Consider the following 16,848-nt stretch of genomic DNA (forward strand, 5'->3'; position numbering starts at 1 on the left):
TAGGGGCGGGTTCACCAACCATCATCGCCGGAAACAAACAATCTCAAAAACCCGCCCCCACCCAACGATAAATCATCACCTACATTTAGGAATTAAATATAAATATCAGGTTGATGTGAATTATTGGTGAGTGAGTGGGGCGGGTTTTTATATATTGTTGGTTATCATTATATATTGTTGGTGAACCCGCCCCTACGAGTTCGCCAATTGTACAATAACGAATCAACCAGACATAATATCACTTCTTGTTTTTTCTTTCATCTTTCCGCAAAGATTCCAGAATAGAACTGCCCACATAATTGCTAAAAACTACCTCTCCAGCTTGATTGTAGTGGCAGCAGCTATCTACATAAACTGCCTCTTTAGTCTTGTCAAAAACATTGACAGCATTCACTAGATTGATCTTATTTTTTTCCAAATTAGGAAACTTCTTGAAAAGAGCCGGATATCCAATTTGCACAGCTTTAGCATAAGGAGTATCCTTATTAAAAGCAATCTGCTTTTCGGATTCACTAAACACCCTTTTCGTCTGATAATATTGATTAGGCTGAAGAACATGAAAATAAGGCACATTACTAGCAGACAGAACTTTGTGCATAAAAATTGAACTTTTTACCCAATTCTGGGCCATTTGTTCAAAAGCGGCTGAATCCGGTAAAACTGACTTATTAGTATTGATATAAATAACGCTGCCGCCGTCATCTTTTTTTTGTGTAGTCCGTTCTTGTTCAAACTTAATAACATCGGTTTTATAGTTATTAACTAAATTTTGAACGTAAACAGAAGTCAAAGCATCGCACGCAGCTAAAGAGCAGTTTTGCAAACGTTCCAAACCCTGACTAATCCTAGCTTTATTTTCTTGGATTCTGATAGTTGCTTTCATCGCTTTTGTAGAAAGGCTATTATTCGCCAAGCTAGTCAGCGGCAAAATGTGCTGAATACTTGGCATTGTCAAATCGACTTGATTTTTATTGTTTAAGTTAGAAAGTGCTACTTCATTAAAACCATCTATATTGACTACCAGATCCAGTTCTTGCCCTAAAGCCAAAAAATAGTTTAGAATTAATAATTGCTGGGGTTGTTTGTAGCCTCCGGTAGCAAAAGACAAAATTACAAATTCTTTATCTTTCAAACCCGGAAGCTGCTTGAGGTATTGAGGCAAAATTTTGTTTTGAACTTCAAATACTGCATAATTAGAAGCCACAGAACCGCCAAAAACTCCGATAATAAATTGATTTTTCTTGGTTTTTTTCAAAGGGTAATCATAAGGAGAGATAAATCCGTAGTTGTTAACCTTAAAACCAGGGCGAAAATCGGGGCCTGGTTGTTGAATAAATCCAAAAAAAGGATGAAACCTTTCAACAATAGACTGATTCAGCCGCACTCCTTCTAAATTAATTCCTAAATCTGACTTGTTTTGCACCTTTTCTCTAGCATAGAAAAATTGCTTGTGCTTGAGAAAATACCATCCCAAGGAACCGACTTCGAGGAAAACCAGTAAAAGCGCTAAGTTAATCAAAGTTATCTTGAGGAATTCTTGCCCTCTTTTGAGAAATTTTAAATCTTTCATAAACCTCTATTTCGATTCTCTTACTACTTTAATAATAGAACTAGAAACATAGTTTGCCAATAGTTCGTCTCCGACTGAATTATAGTGGCAGCAGGCATCTTTGTAAACCGTTTCTTTGGTATTGTCTAAAATATTCACTGCACTAAAAATATTAACCCCAGCTTTTTGCAAATCATCGACTTTGGACAACAACACCGGATAACCTTTTTTCACTCCTTCAATGTAGGGACTCTCTTTGTTAATCGCGATTTCGTTTTCCTTGGCGGTAAACGCTCGCTGAGTGGGATAATACTGGTTGGGCTGGATAAAGTGAAAATACTTAATTTTTCTACTTGATAAAATTTGATTCATGCCGATCGACGATTCGTACCACATCGATGCCATTTTGTCAAAAGCAGCGGCGTCCTGCAAAACAAAGTCAGCTTTGGGAATGTAGACTATACCGCTATTTGCCGTGTCGGAGTTGGATTGTTTGACTTGTGAATCGTACTTGACAACTGCTTGCTGGTAATTGTTGACTAATTGTTTCACCTGTAGCGAGGTGACAGCGTGACACAAAGCAAGTTGACAAGTTTGCAATTTGTCAATACCTGCTTTTAATTGTTTTTTGTTTTCGTTAATTTGCACGATCGAGCTCATCGCTTCCGGCGACAAGTTGTTGTTGGCTAAACCAGTCAGAGGCTGTATGTGCTGAACGCTGGGCATTCCTATTTCTACTTGGGCTTTGTTGTTTAAATTTGACAGCGCTACTTCGTTAAAACCATCAATATTGATGACTAAATCTAATTCTTGACCCAAAGCCAGAAAGTAATTTAAAATCAATAATTGTTGGGGCTGTTTGTAGCCGCCATTCCCAAAATTTAAAACAATAATTTCCTTGTTGGCAAATTCTGGATAAGTTTTCAATTTGTTAGACAATCTGCGAGTTACGTATTCATCGACTGCAAAATTATTCGCAACTGAACCGCCAAAAACTCCGATGATAACTTGATTTTTATTAGTTTTAATAAACGGATATTCGTAAAGTGAAAAAAAGCCGTGTTTGTTGACTTTTAACTTTAATTTTTCATTGGTGAAAGCACCTTGTTTGAGTACATAGCCAAAAAGTGGGTGCAGTCTTTCTACGATAGATTCATCAAGTCTAATGCCGATCCTTTCAATATCTTCTACTACTTTTTCTTTGGCTTTAGTTCTGGTATAAAAAAACTGTTTTTGGTTGAGAAAATAAAAAGCTAGGGACAAAGCTTCCAGAGAAATAAAGGCGATCGCCAAATTAACCGCGATTATACTTAATATATTTTTGCCTTTTTTCAGCGCCGTTGAATCTTTCATGAAATTTGACTGATTACGGTTGTTTTTTGGGGAATTGAGACTGCTTCAAATTTTCGCACAAATTGCGGTTAATCAGGATACTAGCCAGTCGGTGTCCGAGTTCATTCCAGTGACCCCCACAGGGTACAGAATTATCAAAACCGTGGGCGCAGACTTGATATTTTTCAGTATAACCTTGAAACTGTTCGGATAAATTCAGTACCCGAAAACCCTCGCGCGCGCCCAATTTTTCCAGCCGCCTATCGGGATAAAACAAATCCTGAATGTTGTTCTTTTTCGTAAAATCTTTTCGCATCTTGGCATCCCGTTCAACTTGGATCGGATCGCCGATCGTCACAAGCAAGAACTCAGCATTTTTCTGCACGACTTCATTCCGCATCGTCACTATCAAACCCTCTGTCACCCTCCAAGCCTCTTCCCAAGCTGCATTCTCAGGTTCCTTGAGGTTTTTGGTACTTAAAGTGGTAAAATCCTCAGATAACTCGCGCTTTTTCCTTTCTAAGTCTACTTTTTTAATGACCTGCAAAATGCGCGAATTTTTGACTATCAAACTGGGCATTCGGTCTACGAAGGAAACTGCTCTTTCGTTGCGATCGATCGGCGCCAGATTGCGAAAAGACATATCCGGTACTAGCTTGCCGCTAGCATCGTAAGCAAAAAATGGTCGGTAGCGATCGTATTCTAATTGTGGCGAATTGTTAATTATATCATTCCCAATAAAAAAGGCAAGAATTACAATGTCAGGACTGTAATCCCACACTTTTTCTCGCAGCATTATCAATTCTTGAGCAGTACCGTAGCCCTGCACCCCGAAATTCATTACCTCAACATTTTTGCGTCCCTTAACAGCTTCGCAGTTGCCTAACTTGCGTTCCAATTTTGACCAGAAAGTTTGTTCGACAGGTACGTGAATTGCTTCGGTGAAAGAATCGCCCAAAACCGCAACGCGCAAAGTATTTGGAGGTTTTACTTTTGTATGTTCACGATCGCGCAAACCCTCGCTATTCACCTGCACAAAACTCGCACCTTCCCCATTCCACTCCCCCGACGCACCAGGTTTCAGCTTCCAGCCCAAATTCGGATCGGAAGTGTGAAAACGAGTTGGCGCCGAGTCTACGAAATCTCCTATTTTGGGATAGCCTTCAATCCTGGCTACCCGCAATCCAATTTCACCAATTACCACCCCCATCAATAAACCGCCGAGTGTCAAACCCAAATTGACACCCAAATTTTTCAACTTGCTCATTATTTCAAAACAGCGTGTAAATAAATGGAGCAATCACAGAACCCTGACTCAATACAATCAAAGCTCCCAAAAAAACTAAAGTCACAATGAGCGGCAACAGCCAATACTTTTGACGTTCTTTCATAAACGCCCACAAATCTTTGAGAAAGTCTAAAGTTGCTTCAAACACTTAAAAAGGACGCTCCATACTAACTTTTGTTCTTGCTTTACTTGGGACGCGGTAAGTATCCATTTTAGGATTGAGTTTTCGCCGCATGGCATCTTCGCCGAAAATGTTTTTGATCGCTCCCATCGGCCAAACTATCAGGTAAAAAACTATCCCTAGGACGATCGGCGTTTCGATTTTGTTAAGAATAATTCCAAAGCGCATCCACGCGTGATAAACGGGATTAAGCGATTTCGGCGCCACCAATGCTAGCAGCACCATCACTCCGCAGATTGCCCAAGGCCACCAAGGTAGAGAATGCCGCCGCAGTAAAGGTACTGCTAAACCGAACAGCACTGCAATCAAGCCGCCAATTAGCAGCCCGAAATCGCGCAAGCCTTTTTTGTCGAGTTTTTTAATTTCGTCGCTCATGGGGAAGAAGGAAGAAGGAAGAAGGAAGAAGGAAGAAGGAAGAGGGAAGAAAGAAGAAGGAAGAAGGAAGAATGACAATTGCCAACTAACAACTCACAACTGCCCACTGCCAACTTACTAATAATTAATCTAGTTCAAATTCATTTTTCCAAGCATCATCTTGTTTCCAAGGAATTTGTTCTGACTTGGGAAGCAAGTAATTTTCCAAAACCAGATAGTCCATTTCGGTTCGCATGAAACAGCGGTAAGCATCCTCTGGAGTGCAAACAATGGGTTCGCCTCGGACGTTGAAAGAAGTATTTACCACAATAGAACAGCCCGATCGCTTTTCAAAATGGCTGATTAAGTCATAGTAGCGAGGATTGGTTTCTTTGTGAACAGTTTGAATGCGAGCCGAGTAATCGACGTGGGTGACAGCCGGAATTTCCGATCGCGGAATGTTGAGCTTTTCAATGCCAAACAACTGCTCTTGTTCCGCAGTCATGGGAATGCGGAGACTGGATTTGACAGGTGCTACCAATAGCATATAAGGGCTAGAATGGTCAATCTCGAAATAATCCGCAACTCGTTCGGCTAAGATTGACGGAGCAAAAGGTCGAAAAGATTCCCGATATTTAATTTTCAGGTTCATCACGGACTGCATTTTAGCACTGCGGGGATCGCCAATAATCGATCGACCGCCCAGAGCCCGCGGCCCAAATTCCATCCGCCCCTGGAACCATCCCACCACATTTCCCTGTTCCAAAATTTCCGCCAACTGCGGCATTAATTCGGCATCATCTAATCGATGATAGCTAGCTTTGACAGCATCCAAATATTCGAGAATTTCTGCGTCAGTAAACCTTGGGCCCAAATATGAGCCCCGCATTTGATCGTGACAAGTTAAATGAGCAACCGACTTCGCCACAGTTGCCACCGCTGGGTTGGCAGTGAGAACTTCCGTCCTCTCCTCAACCGCTGCGTTTGTAGTGATAAGTTCAGTTTTGAGGGCTTCTCTACTATTTGCTGTCGAGTTCGCGCTCACAGTGCGAGTTTGTTCGCAATACTGATACCAAATCGCCAAAGCCGCGCCCAAAGCACCGCCAGCATCTCCTGCTGCCGGCTGAATCCAAATATCTTTGAAAATACCTTCCCGCAAGAGTCTGCCGTTAGCAACACAGTTGAGAGCAACGCCGCCGGCCATACAAAGATAATCAACATCCAATTCTTTTTTAACTGTTCTGCACAGTCGCAAAACAACTTCTTCGGTAACAACTTGAATGGAAGCTGCAATGTCCATTTCTCGCTGAGTCAATTTTCCTTCAGCTTGACGCGGCGGCCCTTCAAACAGTTCGTCAAACTTCTTGTTTGTCATGGTTAAGCCAACTGTATAGTTGAAATAATCCATGTTCAAACGAAAAGTTCCGTCATCTTTGAGGTCGATTAAATAGTTGAGAATCTTGTCTACATACTTGGGTTCGCCATAAGGAGCTAAACCCATGAGTTTGTATTCGCCAGAGTTGACTTTGAAGCCTGTGTAATAGGTGAAAGCTGAATAAAGCAAACCCAAGGAGTGGGGAAAATCGATTTCCCACTGAGGTGTAAGTTGGTTCCCATCTCCCAACCAAACTGAGGTTGTTGCCCACTCGCCCACGCCGTCGAGGCACAAAACGGCTGCTTTTTGAAACGGGCTGGGGAAAAATGCGGATGCTGCGTGGGATTGGTGGTGTTCGGTAAATAGCAGAGATGGCAGTTTATTTGTTTTGCAGTTTGCTATTGCTGCCAGATCTCTTTTGAGCATGGTTTTGAGGTAAAGCTTTTCTTTGAGCCATATCGGCATGGCGGCTAGGAAAGAGCGAAAACCTTGGGGTGCGTAGGCTAAATAGGTTTCGAGAAGGCGCTCGAATTTGACTAAAGGTTTGTCGTAAAAGACTATTCGATCGAGCTCCCGCAAATCTATGTTCGCTTCTTTCAAGCAATAAACGATCGCATTCTTAGGGAATCTGGCGTCATGCTTTTTGCGGGAAAATCTTTCTTCCTGCGCTGCTGCTATAATTTCTCCGTCGCGAATTAAGGCTGCGGCGCTGTCGTGATAGTACGCCGAGATTCCAAGTATGTTCATCGCTCTCCTCACAAATCGCAATGCGTTTGCTTTTGACTATTTAGAATAGCTAACGATTATAGCTGCTTCAGTGCTGATTGGGAATTTAATTTTGCGATCGCCTCTAATTTTACCTGGATCGATGTCGGTGGGAAGCCCTCGGACGATCGGCTGTTAGACAGCATTTAAGTTAGCGCCGGCTTATCCTGCGCCCCCAAGCTCTGAAGTAAGTTACCACCGGGAATTGATAAAATTCACCTACCAACCACAGCACAATGCCTAAATGGGACAAAAAAGCTAAGCCTGTCCAAGCTAGGGGCAGCCACGACAACCTGCTGCCGGGAACCGGGGGAAAATAGTAAGCTGAAAGTCCCAGCAAGGTAGTGGGAAGGAAAATTAGACCAATAGCCGCTGCCCAGTAGGGCCATCCGAATTCTACGCCTTCGAGGTGGGCTCCTATCCACTGTTTGCCGTTCCAGTGCCAAGTTACGGGCGGTTGGCGATCGGCCATTTGGAGCGATTGTCTTTCAACGCTTGCGGTATAAATGTGCTGGCAGAAGTTGCAAGCTAGGGCGTCCATCATCGGCATGGTAGAAATTTGACCGGTGCGGCACACGGGACAGGGATATGTATCTTGAGGGTTGAAAGGTCGGGTTGATTTTTTGAAAATCTGCATAGATCAGGCTGTTTGTCAAGATATTGAGCGATCTTAACAGAGTTTTGTCTGTAGATTATGGGTTGGGTAAGGTGGGTTTTGCCTGTAAAATAGCATCCTGTAGGGGGGGTTTTACGAATAATATTTAATGACCGCCAACCATCTATATAAACCCGCCCCCACACTAATAACCCAGATCAACCTTTCTTTCGCTCGAAGCATAAAAATGTAAATTGCGATTTATCGCCTTGTGGGGGCGGGTTTATGAGATTATTGATTTTAGGCAAATATTGTTGGTAAAACCCGCCCCTACAGATTAATGATTAATGGTCGATGATTGGGATTAATTGCGGTGATTGTTGCTGTACCGAATTCTGGCTCCTGCCCAGTGAAGTTTTTCCCTCAAAGTGTTGAAATAAGAATAGTTTTCCCGCAAAATGATAAACTTGGCTTCGCAGTCCGCCCTCCGCACGTCTACGCGGTGTCCTGGCCAAATTGCAGTACCTAAAACCCCGTCTGTCCAGAGTTTGGTACTGAGTTCGTAATCTGCTAAAGGCCAAATGCTGACGACTGAACCGGGCGGGAGGACGATCGCCCGACTGGATAAACTCAAAGGGCAAATTGGAGTAACGGCGATCGCCTCCATTCCTGAGTGCATTATCGGCCCGTTGGCAGATGCAGTGTAGCAAGTCGAACCGGTGGGAGTTGCCACAATTAAACCGTCGCCTTGATATTGATCGACTACTTCGCCGTCAACTTCCATTTCTAGAATACAGCTCGGCATTCGATCGGCTGAAGCAGGTTTGACACACATTTCATTTAGTGCCAAAAATCGATCGCTTTGGGGTTCGAGATTGGTTCTGTTTCCCTCAAAAACTGTTGCCTGCAACATCATCCGCGTCTGCACAGCATACCTATCTTCCGCAAGTCTGTCCCAAATCTCCTCAGTCTTTTGGAAATCCTCAAAAGACTCGGTTAAAAAACCCAGATGTCCCCCCACATTCGCTGCCAAAATCGGGATGCCGTCAGCCGCCAAATTCCGCGCTGCAGCTAGGGCCGTACCGTCGCCCCCCAGAACTACCGCTAAATCAATTGGGGTATTACTAGAAGCTAAAAACACCGGATACGGGTTATCTTTCGGGCCACTGGGCCCCATTAAAACCTGACACCCGCGACTTTCTAATTGGCGGGCACATTGTTCTGCCCACCTCTGGCTGAGGGTATCTCTGGCTTTGTGGGCGATAATTACTTGTTTTAGTTGCACAACCTATCGATTTTAGATTTTAGATTTTAGATTTTAGATTTTTAGATTTTAGACTGAATTGCCGCGACCGGGACGATCGCACTGTACATCGATTTTAGATTTTAGATTTTAGATTTTAGATGATTAGATTTTAAACTGAATTGCCGCGACCGGGACGATCGCACTGTAGTCTGAAAAATATTATTCCGATGGCACAGGGCATCTCCCGTCGGAGACTCTCCCTCTGGTTTATAGCAATTCCAAAAAGTAATCCAATTTTTTGAAAGATCCAAACCCTTATCTCATCTGTCATTTCCAATACTTTAATCGAAAATCTAAAATCAAAATCTGTCATTTCCAATACTTTAATCGAAAATCTAAAATCTAAAATCTAAAATCGTATTACCCGTCGCTGCGCCTGGATTTGGGCCGTGGCCAGATAATGCTGGAATCGGCCGCGAGTAGGCTAGAAACTGCGCTGGCCCCAAAGCGGTTGAGGTGGCTGGGGTCAACAAAATAGTCATTGCGGCCAGGCCACCGCTGGGACAAGTCGCGGAAAGCGAAGCCTTTTTGCCGCGAGAGTTGCTGCATTCGCTGCCGGAACTGCTGTTCTGCCCGCAGGCGGGTTCCGTCTAAGTAGTCATTGGTGAGGGGCAAATTAACGAAAATCAGGGGAATTTTGCGAGCTTTGGTAAATGCTACAACTGAATTAAAGGCTGTTGCTTGTTTGCCTCCGAGGTTGAAGTTTTCGTAGTCGCGATCGTACTGGCCTGAAACGTAAGCGCGTTCTCGATAATAAGTGTTGGGATTGTACTTGCCCGACATAGCCATGAATCCGTTGGAGTCGATCGAATCTGCCAATTGGTTGAGTTGTCTGATGGCTACTGTTGTCGGCCGCGAGACTGGAATCAATTGTGCTTGAGGGGTTGCTGCATCCGCTGCGATCGGTTTTAACTCATATCTTGCAGCATTCTCAGCAACGGGGAGTTTGCCCATTCCACTAGACAGGAATTGGATTGTGGGTTGGGTGTTAGCAACGGGCAGTTTGCCCGTTCCACTAGACAGGGATTTGATTGTGGGGAATAGGGGATGGGCATCTTGCCCGCCCTTGAAAGGTTGATCTACAGAGGTAAATGCTTTGCGGAAATTGTTGTTAGCGCAGGGCTGCGGGAATCTGTAACACATCGGAATCTCGTTGAATTCATCGGACAGCAGTTCGGGGCGAATGCCTGCTGCTAAAAGTTGGCTGCCTTCAGAATCGACGATCGAATTAAAAGTGCGATCGTCCCGGCCGCTGTTAAATGCCCGCACGCCGTCTGCCCAGATAATCATTTGAGGCAAATGACCGGGCTTCAAAAGCCGCCGCAGTTGAAAGTCAACTACTTGTGCAGTTGCGCCGTTGACTGAAAAGTTAAATACTTTTAAGCCCCGCCGACCTCTTTGGGCCAAAGATTGTTTTAGCTGTTTGGGATCGACGCCCTGCAATGCGCGGGAACTGCCGACAATCAAAACATCTGGTGGGCCGACTGTGGCAACGTAGGATAGGTAAAGTTCGAGTTGTTCGTTGAGTAAATCGCTGCTGAAGCTGACTGTACTGGCTTGCGATCTGGTTGCGCTCGCTTGCTGCTGGGAATAAACCAGGTTTCTCATGTACTCGATTACTTTTTTCTCCGCAAACGCCCGTCTGGGACTGCCGGGGGGAACCGCTTGCATCCAAGCGACGGCCTGCACCCACAGGGCGGCTACTTCGTCCCAGTCTTGTTTTGAATTGGCGGATTGAGCCAAATTAGAAGCTTGGGTGGCAAAGTTAACTGACTCCGTGAAGGCATCGTTTTGCGGGCATGAGGGAACGCTGAGGGATTTTTTGGTTTTGTTGGAGTTTTGAGCTAACAGAGACGTTGAAGACTGCGCTAGGACGGCGGATTCGATCGAACCCGATGGCGCTGCGGAGTTGGGCGGCTTCGTTGACGAACATCCCAAAGTTACGGCTAATACAGCGGCTGCGGCGCAGGTACGTTTTAAGATGCTGGTGCTGATGCTAGCAATGTAGCGGCGAATCATAAAGCTTTCAGCGATCGCGAAACATTAGTAGATATTACCGCAAGTGGCCATTCGTCGGCAGCCGCGATGGTAACTTTTGAGTATTTATGTATGGGATTCGATGACTGCTTCGGCTTGCAGGGCGATCGACCTCAATTTATCCAATGTATCCTGGTTCGCACTCTCCCACAACCCCCGCTGACGAGCTTCTAGCAATCTTTCCGCCATATCTCGCAGTGCCCAAGGATTGTTTTCTTGAATAAATGTCTGCACTTTCTCATCAAAAATGTAAGCCTCGGCGATTCCTTCATACATAAAATCCTCTACACAATTTGCCGTAGCATCGTAAGCAAACAAAAAATCAACAGTTGCTGCAATTTCAAACGCACCTTTATAACCGTGTCGCATCGCACCTTCTATCCATTTTGGATTCACAGCCCTGCTGCGATAAACCCGTGCAATTTCTTCTCGCAGTTGCCGCACTTTCGGATTCTCAGGAATCGAGTTGTCGCCGAAATAGGTTTCAGGATTTTTGCCTTGCAAATTGCGAATTGCGGCCGTCATCCCGCCTTGGAATTGATAATAATCGTCGGAGTCGAGGATGTCGTGTTCGCGGTTGTCTTGGTTTTGCAGAACTATTTGCATTTGGCCGAGGCGTTGTTCAAATGCTTCTGGTGCAGAACATCCCCATTCACTCTGTTTAACTCCTGCTACATCTCCCGGCAAATTTGAGGAACTAGAGGAGGTATAGGCGTAACTGCTCCAATTAATGTAAGCTTTTGCTAAATCGCTATCGTCTGTCCAGTTTTGAGCTTCAATTATGCCTTGAAGTCCTGCGCCGTAAGCACCGGGTTTTGAGCCAAAAACTCGAAATTGCGATCGCCCTTGCGCCTCTTCCTGACTCAAACCTGTAGATTCCCAATACAAAATCTCTTCCTTAACTTGTGCTGCTAAAGGGTTGTCTTCTGCCGATTCGTCTAAATCTGCCACAGCTTTTACCGCACTATCAAACAAATCAATTAAATTAAAAAAAGCATCGCGGAAAAAGCCAGAAATTCGCAAAGTAACATCAACGCGCGGTCGCCCCAAAACAGAAATCGGCAAGATTTCAAAATCTACAACCCGGCGCGAAGGGCCATCCCAAACAGGTTGAACTCCTATCAATGCTAGGGCTTCTGCGATGTCGTCTCCTCCCGTCCGCATGGTGGATGTTCCCCACACTGACAAACCCAAAGTTTTCGGATATTCGCCGTTTTCTTGGGTGTATCTTTCGATTAAATTTTCAGCAGCAACTCTGCCAACTCTCCAGGCGGTTTCTGTGGGAATGGCGCGGATATCTACGGAGTAAAAATTGCGACCGGTGGGCAATACATCTGGTCTGCCGCGAGTGGGCGCGCCGGATGCGCCGCTTGGTATGTGCCGCCCATCTAGCCCGCGCAAAAGGTTGGTAATTTCTTGGTTTGTTTGGAGGAGGGAAGGTAAAAGATAGTTATTTATCCAGTCTAATTCTTGTTGGGTTGCTTCTCCTATTTGGATATTGTTAACCGCAGATGAACGCGGATTAACGCGGATGTTTTCGATTAAATTATCTACTAATTCAGCGGCTTTTTCTTCTAGTTCTGCTGTTAAATCGCCGGCTGTGCGGTTCTGAATTTTTGATGTCGGATCGGCTGTTAACGGGTCGAAGTCTAGGTCTAAATCCTTAGCTAGGGCGCGGGTTAAGCCCGATCGCCCGTTGGTGGGATGGCGGGCAATCGCAATTATCAAATCTCTCAACTGTCTACCTTCGGGACACTGCCCAAAAATGTGCAATCCGTCGCGAATTTGGGATTCTTTGAGTTCACAAAGATAGCCGTCGGTGCGAGTGATAAATTCTGTAAATTCTGATTTATTTAGTTGTATTCCTAAGTCTTTATCTAAGTTTTCTTTGTTGGTGAGGGCGAGAATGCGATCGCGAATCATGGGCAATCTGGACGGATCTAAACTTTGGGCTTCGCAATACTCATCAATTAAGGTTTCTAACTGCTGCAAAGGCCCGTAGAGTTCGGCGCGAGTCATTGGCGGTGTCAGGTGGTCGATAATCACAGCTTGCGATCGTCTTTTTGCTTGGGAACCTTCCCCCGGATCGTTGACAATGAAGGGATAAAAATTCGGCATCGCGCCTAACGCCACTTCTGGATAACATTTGTTAGACAATGCTATACTTTTACCGGGAAGCCATTCTAAATTGCCGTGTTTTCCAGCATGAATTATAGCATCAATTCCCAATTTTTCTCGCAGCCAGTAATAGTAAGCTAGATAATTGTGGGTAGGTTCTAAGTCGGGAGCGTGATAATTTAACGCGGGGTCAAGTTCGTATCCACGCGATGGTTGAATTCCTACAAATACATTACCGAACTGAATCCCCGGAATCGGAAAAGACGTATTGTTGCTTATAAAATCTTGTGCATAGCTTCCCGGAAGCCCCCATCTTTTACAAATCCCATCTTGCACTTCCTGCGGCAAAGTAGCAAAATATTCTTCATATTCTGCCAAATCCAATGATTGATGAACAGGCCGCAATTCGCGTCCTTCCGGGTCATTTGTCACGCCCGAAGTCAGGAGTTCAATTAACTCGTTGCCGCTAGCGGGGATGTTTTCAATTTGATAGCCAGCTTGCTGCATAGCTTTGAGGATTTCGACACAGCTAGCGGGCGTATCTAAGCCGACGCCGTTGGCTAAGCGGGCGTTGCGAGTGGGGTAATTTGCTAGAATTATGGCGATGCGTCTGTTGGCGGCTGGGGTTTGTTTCATCTTCACCCAATTCGCAGTTAAATCTGCTACAAATGAAATGCGATCGCCTGCAGCGACATAGCCTACTACATCTGTTTCTAATTCGCTGTTCCAAGTCTGTACGGCTTTAAAAGAAACAGCCCTAGTAATGATTTTGCCATCTACTTCTGGCAATGCTACATTCATCGCCACATCGCGGGGCGAAAGTCCCTGAAGTTCCGTTTCCCACTGTTCCAAACCGCCACCGCTGAAGATTGCTTGCAATACAGGAACATCTAAGGATTTTAAGCTGTTTTGTTCCGGTTCTTGACTGCTGAAACCGGAGACTGCAAAACTTGTGGTATTGAGCAATAATTGAATTGGTTCTGATTCTTTTGGTTTAAAATACTCTAGCAATTCTATTTGCAAATCTGGTTCCCGCAGAGAAGACACAAAGACGGGAACTGGGACTAAATTTCGCTCTGCTAGAGCTTGACAGAGTGCATCAATTGGTGCTAGGTTTCCTGATAAATAATGAGCGCGATAAAATAAAATTCCGACCGTAGGGGCGGTGCCCCCGTGCCCGCCCTCGCCGTGCCTTTTAGGGAGTGTTTCCAAACCCGGAGATCCCCCCCAGCCCCCCTTCTTAAGGGGGGAGGAAGAAGTTGTCAAATTCCCCCTTCTTAAGGGGGATTTAGGGGGATCTGAATCTGGTTGTAAAGTTGCAAAACACCCCCCCGCTTCTCCGTCCCAATCATAAATTCCGACGCGGGAAACTGTTTGAGGTAGTGGCGGGTTGTAAGCAGTTTTCAGGCAAGTATCGGCGGCAAATTTTAGTGCATTAACAAAGTTTTGGACTCCGCCTTCTGTGAAATAGCGCCACAGTTGATTGACTGCTGACAGCGATACATTGGAATGGCTGATTAAATCGGGATCGGGACTGTCTTCTCCCGGCATTACAATCAGTGATGCGTTAGTTCTCTGCACCGTTTCCCGGAGAATTTCTAAGCCGTAAGACCAATAAGAACGCCCTCCTAACAGTCTTAAGATTATGACCTCTGCGCGTTCTAAAACTTCTTCGGCATAAGTATCAATTGTTAGTTGTTGCTGCAATTGAAGCAGGTTTACTGCGCGCACTTTGGGAAATTTTGCCGGCATTTTGGATGCAGCGACTGCGAGTGTTTGAATGTCGGTGTCAGCAGCACTAATAAATACTATTGGTGCGGGGGTTTGCTGAATAAAAATTACTCCTTCGGCTTGGGGGTTCCAGCCTCCTGGTGTTGCGGCTATTTTGTGCATTAATTTTTAGTTTATGTTGATAAATAACGAAAGGTGCGATCGCTCTTAGTATAACATGACTTATTTTCAATCCGGTTGTATTAGAATATTTGAACCGCAGAGGGCGCAGAGTACGCAGAGGAAGAGAAGAGAGAGATGGATGATTTCGAGTTTCTGAGGTTTTAAGCTATAAACTGATAAATAAAACTCCCAAAATCATGATTCCGGCCCCTAATAATCTTTGTTGAATATCTTTTTCCTTAAAAATTAAATGACCGAACAATACACCCATTAACACGCTAGTACGCTTAATCGCGATCACTTGCACTACGAAAGTTAATGTCAAAGCTTGCATTTGAAAAAGGACTCCCATAGCATTTAAAGACCCCATAGCAGCTAGCATTGGTAATTGTTTGAGAATTTTTCGCCCTGGATTTGGGGTTTTGTGCAATAAAACTGGCAGTAGCAAGACACTGATTGTACCAAACAAAGAGAATAACCAAAAAATAGGGGAGGAATTTGTAACTCCTATTTTGTCAAAATTTGAGGCAATACTCCATAGCAATGCGACGATTAACATCAATTTTGGCCCGGGTTCATCCAGGAGTGCTTTGAATGGGGCTAAATATCCTTTAGATTTCTCTTTTATATTTAATAAATAAGAGCCGAGTACGATTAGTAAAATGCCAATATAATCAAAGATTTTGGGATATTCCCCGACAATTAATGGTGAAGTTACCAACATAAATAATGGTGTCAAAGCTACCAGCGGGAGTGTCAGGGATAAATCTGATACTTTGATGGCTTTGATGTAGAGGAGGGATGTGACAGCGTTGATGCTACCTCCGATTAATAGGGCGAGCCAAAATTGAGAGTTTAATGCCGGAATTCCTGTATAAACTACCCAGGGAATCAAAAAGATGACTGAAAAAAATGAGAGAGACCAAGCGACGACATATTCGTCACTTTTTTTGAGGTTTTGTTTCCCAAAAACGTCTTTTACGGCTTCAAAGAAAGCGGTCAAGAGTCCTAAAATTAACCAAGTCATCCTAAATATGCGCTCCTGACTCGCTCGTCGTTTAGCAAATCTGCTCCAATACCTGTGAGAGTAATGTTACCAGCTTCTAGCACGTAACCCCGATCGGCAATTTGCAGTGCTAAACTGGCGTTTTGTTCGACTAAAAGGATTGTAACGCCTGTGGAACGCAGGTTTTGAATAATTCCGAAAATTTCTTTGACGATCGCGGGTGCTAAGCCTAAACTAGGCTCGTCTAATAATAGCAGCTTCGGGCGCGACATCAGAGCGCGGGCGATCGCCAGCATTTGCTGTTCCCCGCCGCTGAGGGTTCCTGCTAGCTGGCGGCGCCTTTCTGCTAGGCGCGGAAATATCTCAAATTGGCGCTCTAAATCGGCTTTTACTGCTGCCGAGTCCGATCGAATATAGGCCCCCAATTCTAAGTTAGTTAACACCGTTTGCTGCGCCAAAACCCGCCGCCCTTCTGGGCTATGGGCGATTCCCAATTTCACAACTTCGTGAGCTTGGCGGCGACTAATATCGCGCCCGTTATAAATAATTTGTCCTTGTCGCAAATTAACTATTTTGGAAATAGCTCTCAATGTGGTACTTTTGCCCGCACCGTTGGCGCCGATGAGACTGACAACCTCGCCCGCATTAATCGTGATATTAATATTTTGTATGGCTTGAATTCCACCATAATTTACAGAAACATTCTTGAGTTCTAAGAGGATATTTTGAGATATTCGGGGTGGGATTTCGTGCATTTTCTGTGACTTTGAGTTTGAGGTAAATTGCGATTTAATGTTGGGTGGGGGCGGGTTTATGAGATTGTTATTTTTAGGCAATTATTGTCGGTGAACCCGCCCCTACAGAATGTGTAATAATGGTGCAATATGTGATTTTTTAATATTACTCTTAGTCCGCGTAAACGGACATTGTTTGTGTAGACGCGATTTCCAATCGCCGGGTTTCCTTAGTTATTAGACCTCTTGCAAAAAAGATATATGTTATAATCAGAAGTTTTAATTTTAATCGGCTAGAGCTAACTCATGATTGTA

12 protein-coding genes are annotated in these 16,848 nt (G+C 44.5%); all 12 read right to left on the reverse strand.

Annotation, left to right across the window (positions count from 1 at the left end; translation table 11 throughout):
• Positions 1-238: 238 nt before the first annotated feature.
• Positions 239-1,570: a hypothetical protein gene (locus tag QUA88_RS19100; protein WP_333232541.1), complete on the reverse strand. Its 1,332-nt coding sequence runs from the start codon at positions 1,568-1,570 to the stop codon at positions 239-241.
• Between the two features lie 6 nt (positions 1,571-1,576).
• Positions 1,577-2,902 carry a hypothetical protein gene (locus tag QUA88_RS19105; RefSeq protein ID WP_333053593.1) on the reverse strand — a complete coding sequence of 442 codons (1,326 nt, stop codon included), beginning with the start codon at positions 2,900-2,902 and terminating at the stop codon, positions 1,577-1,579.
• A gap of 13 nt (positions 2,903-2,915) precedes the next feature.
• Positions 2,916-4,148, reverse strand: coding sequence for an SGNH/GDSL hydrolase family protein (locus QUA88_RS19110; RefSeq protein ID WP_333053592.1), 1,233 nt, complete (start codon positions 4,146-4,148; stop codon positions 2,916-2,918).
• Positions 4,149-4,152: 4 nt separating this feature from the next.
• The gene (locus QUA88_RS19115; protein WP_190657062.1) at positions 4,153-4,317 is read right to left on the reverse strand and encodes a DUF5989 family protein; all 165 of its coding nucleotides are present in this window, start codon (positions 4,315-4,317) and stop codon (positions 4,153-4,155) included.
• Positions 4,318-4,725, reverse strand: a complete 408-nt coding sequence (locus QUA88_RS19120) for an SxtJ family membrane protein (RefSeq protein WP_333053591.1) — start codon at positions 4,723-4,725, stop codon at positions 4,318-4,320.
• 124 nt (positions 4,726-4,849) lie between these two features.
• The gene (locus QUA88_RS19125; protein ID WP_333053590.1) at positions 4,850-6,826 is read right to left on the reverse strand and encodes a carbamoyltransferase; all 1,977 of its coding nucleotides are present in this window, start codon (positions 6,824-6,826) and stop codon (positions 4,850-4,852) included.
• Positions 6,827-6,995: 169 nt separating this feature from the next.
• A complete protein-coding gene (locus QUA88_RS19130; RefSeq protein ID WP_333053589.1) occupies positions 6,996-7,481 on the reverse strand; it encodes a hypothetical protein in 486 nt (161 codons plus the stop codon).
• Positions 7,482-7,803: 322 nt separating this feature from the next.
• Positions 7,804-8,724, reverse strand: a complete 921-nt coding sequence (locus QUA88_RS19135) for an NAD(+) kinase (RefSeq protein ID WP_333053588.1) — start codon at positions 8,722-8,724, stop codon at positions 7,804-7,806.
• Between the two features lie 381 nt (positions 8,725-9,105).
• The gene (locus tag QUA88_RS19140; RefSeq protein WP_333273189.1) at positions 9,106-10,764 is read right to left on the reverse strand and encodes a hypothetical protein; all 1,659 of its coding nucleotides are present in this window, start codon (positions 10,762-10,764) and stop codon (positions 9,106-9,108) included.
• An 84-nt stretch (positions 10,765-10,848) separates the two neighbouring features.
• A complete protein-coding gene (cobN, locus tag QUA88_RS19145; protein WP_333273193.1) occupies positions 10,849-14,793 on the reverse strand; it encodes a cobaltochelatase subunit CobN in 3,945 nt (1,314 codons plus the stop codon).
• Positions 14,794-14,959: 166 nt separating this feature from the next.
• Positions 14,960-15,820 carry an EamA family transporter gene (locus QUA88_RS19150; RefSeq protein ID WP_333208911.1) on the reverse strand — a complete coding sequence of 287 codons (861 nt, stop codon included), beginning with the start codon at positions 15,818-15,820 and terminating at the stop codon, positions 14,960-14,962.
• A complete protein-coding gene (locus tag QUA88_RS19155; RefSeq protein ID WP_333232547.1) occupies positions 15,817-16,554 on the reverse strand; it encodes an ABC transporter ATP-binding protein in 738 nt (245 codons plus the stop codon). The genes QUA88_RS19150 and QUA88_RS19155 overlap by 4 nt, the downstream gene beginning before the upstream one ends.
• Positions 16,555-16,848: the final 294 nt, after the last annotated feature.

Origin of the sequence: Microcoleus sp. D3_18_C2, assembly GCF_036702395.1 — a bacterium.
GTDB lineage: Bacteria > Cyanobacteriota > Cyanobacteriia > Cyanobacteriales > Microcoleaceae > Microcoleus.

Bases quoted from the DNA above. Each gene is read 5' to 3' on its own strand.
- QUA88_RS19100 (WP_333232541.1), bottom strand. From the start codon at position 1,570: ATGAAAGATTTAAAATTTCTCAAAAGAGGGCAAGAATTCCTCAAGATA.
- QUA88_RS19105 (WP_333053593.1), bottom strand. From the start codon at position 2,902: ATGAAAGATTCAACGGCGCTGAAAAAAGGCAAAAATATATTAAGTATA.
- QUA88_RS19110 (WP_333053592.1), bottom strand. From the start codon at position 4,148: ATGAGCAAGTTGAAAAATTTGGGTGTCAATTTGGGTTTGACACTCGGC.
- QUA88_RS19120 (WP_333053591.1), bottom strand. From the start codon at position 4,725: ATGAGCGACGAAATTAAAAAACTCGACAAAAAAGGCTTGCGCGATTTC.
- QUA88_RS19125 (WP_333053590.1), bottom strand. From the start codon at position 6,826: ATGAACATACTTGGAATCTCGGCGTACTATCACGACAGCGCCGCAGCC.
- QUA88_RS19130 (WP_333053589.1), bottom strand. From the start codon at position 7,481: ATGCAGATTTTCAAAAAATCAACCCGACCTTTCAACCCTCAAGATACA.
- QUA88_RS19140 (WP_333273189.1), bottom strand. From the start codon at position 10,764: ATGATTCGCCGCTACATTGCTAGCATCAGCACCAGCATCTTAAAACGT.
- cobN (WP_333273193.1), bottom strand. From the start codon at position 14,793: ATGCACAAAATAGCCGCAACACCAGGAGGCTGGAACCCCCAAGCCGAA.
- QUA88_RS19150 (WP_333208911.1), bottom strand. From the start codon at position 15,820: ATGACTTGGTTAATTTTAGGACTCTTGACCGCTTTCTTTGAAGCCGTA.
- QUA88_RS19155 (WP_333232547.1), bottom strand. From the start codon at position 16,554: ATGCACGAAATCCCACCCCGAATATCTCAAAATATCCTCTTAGAACTC.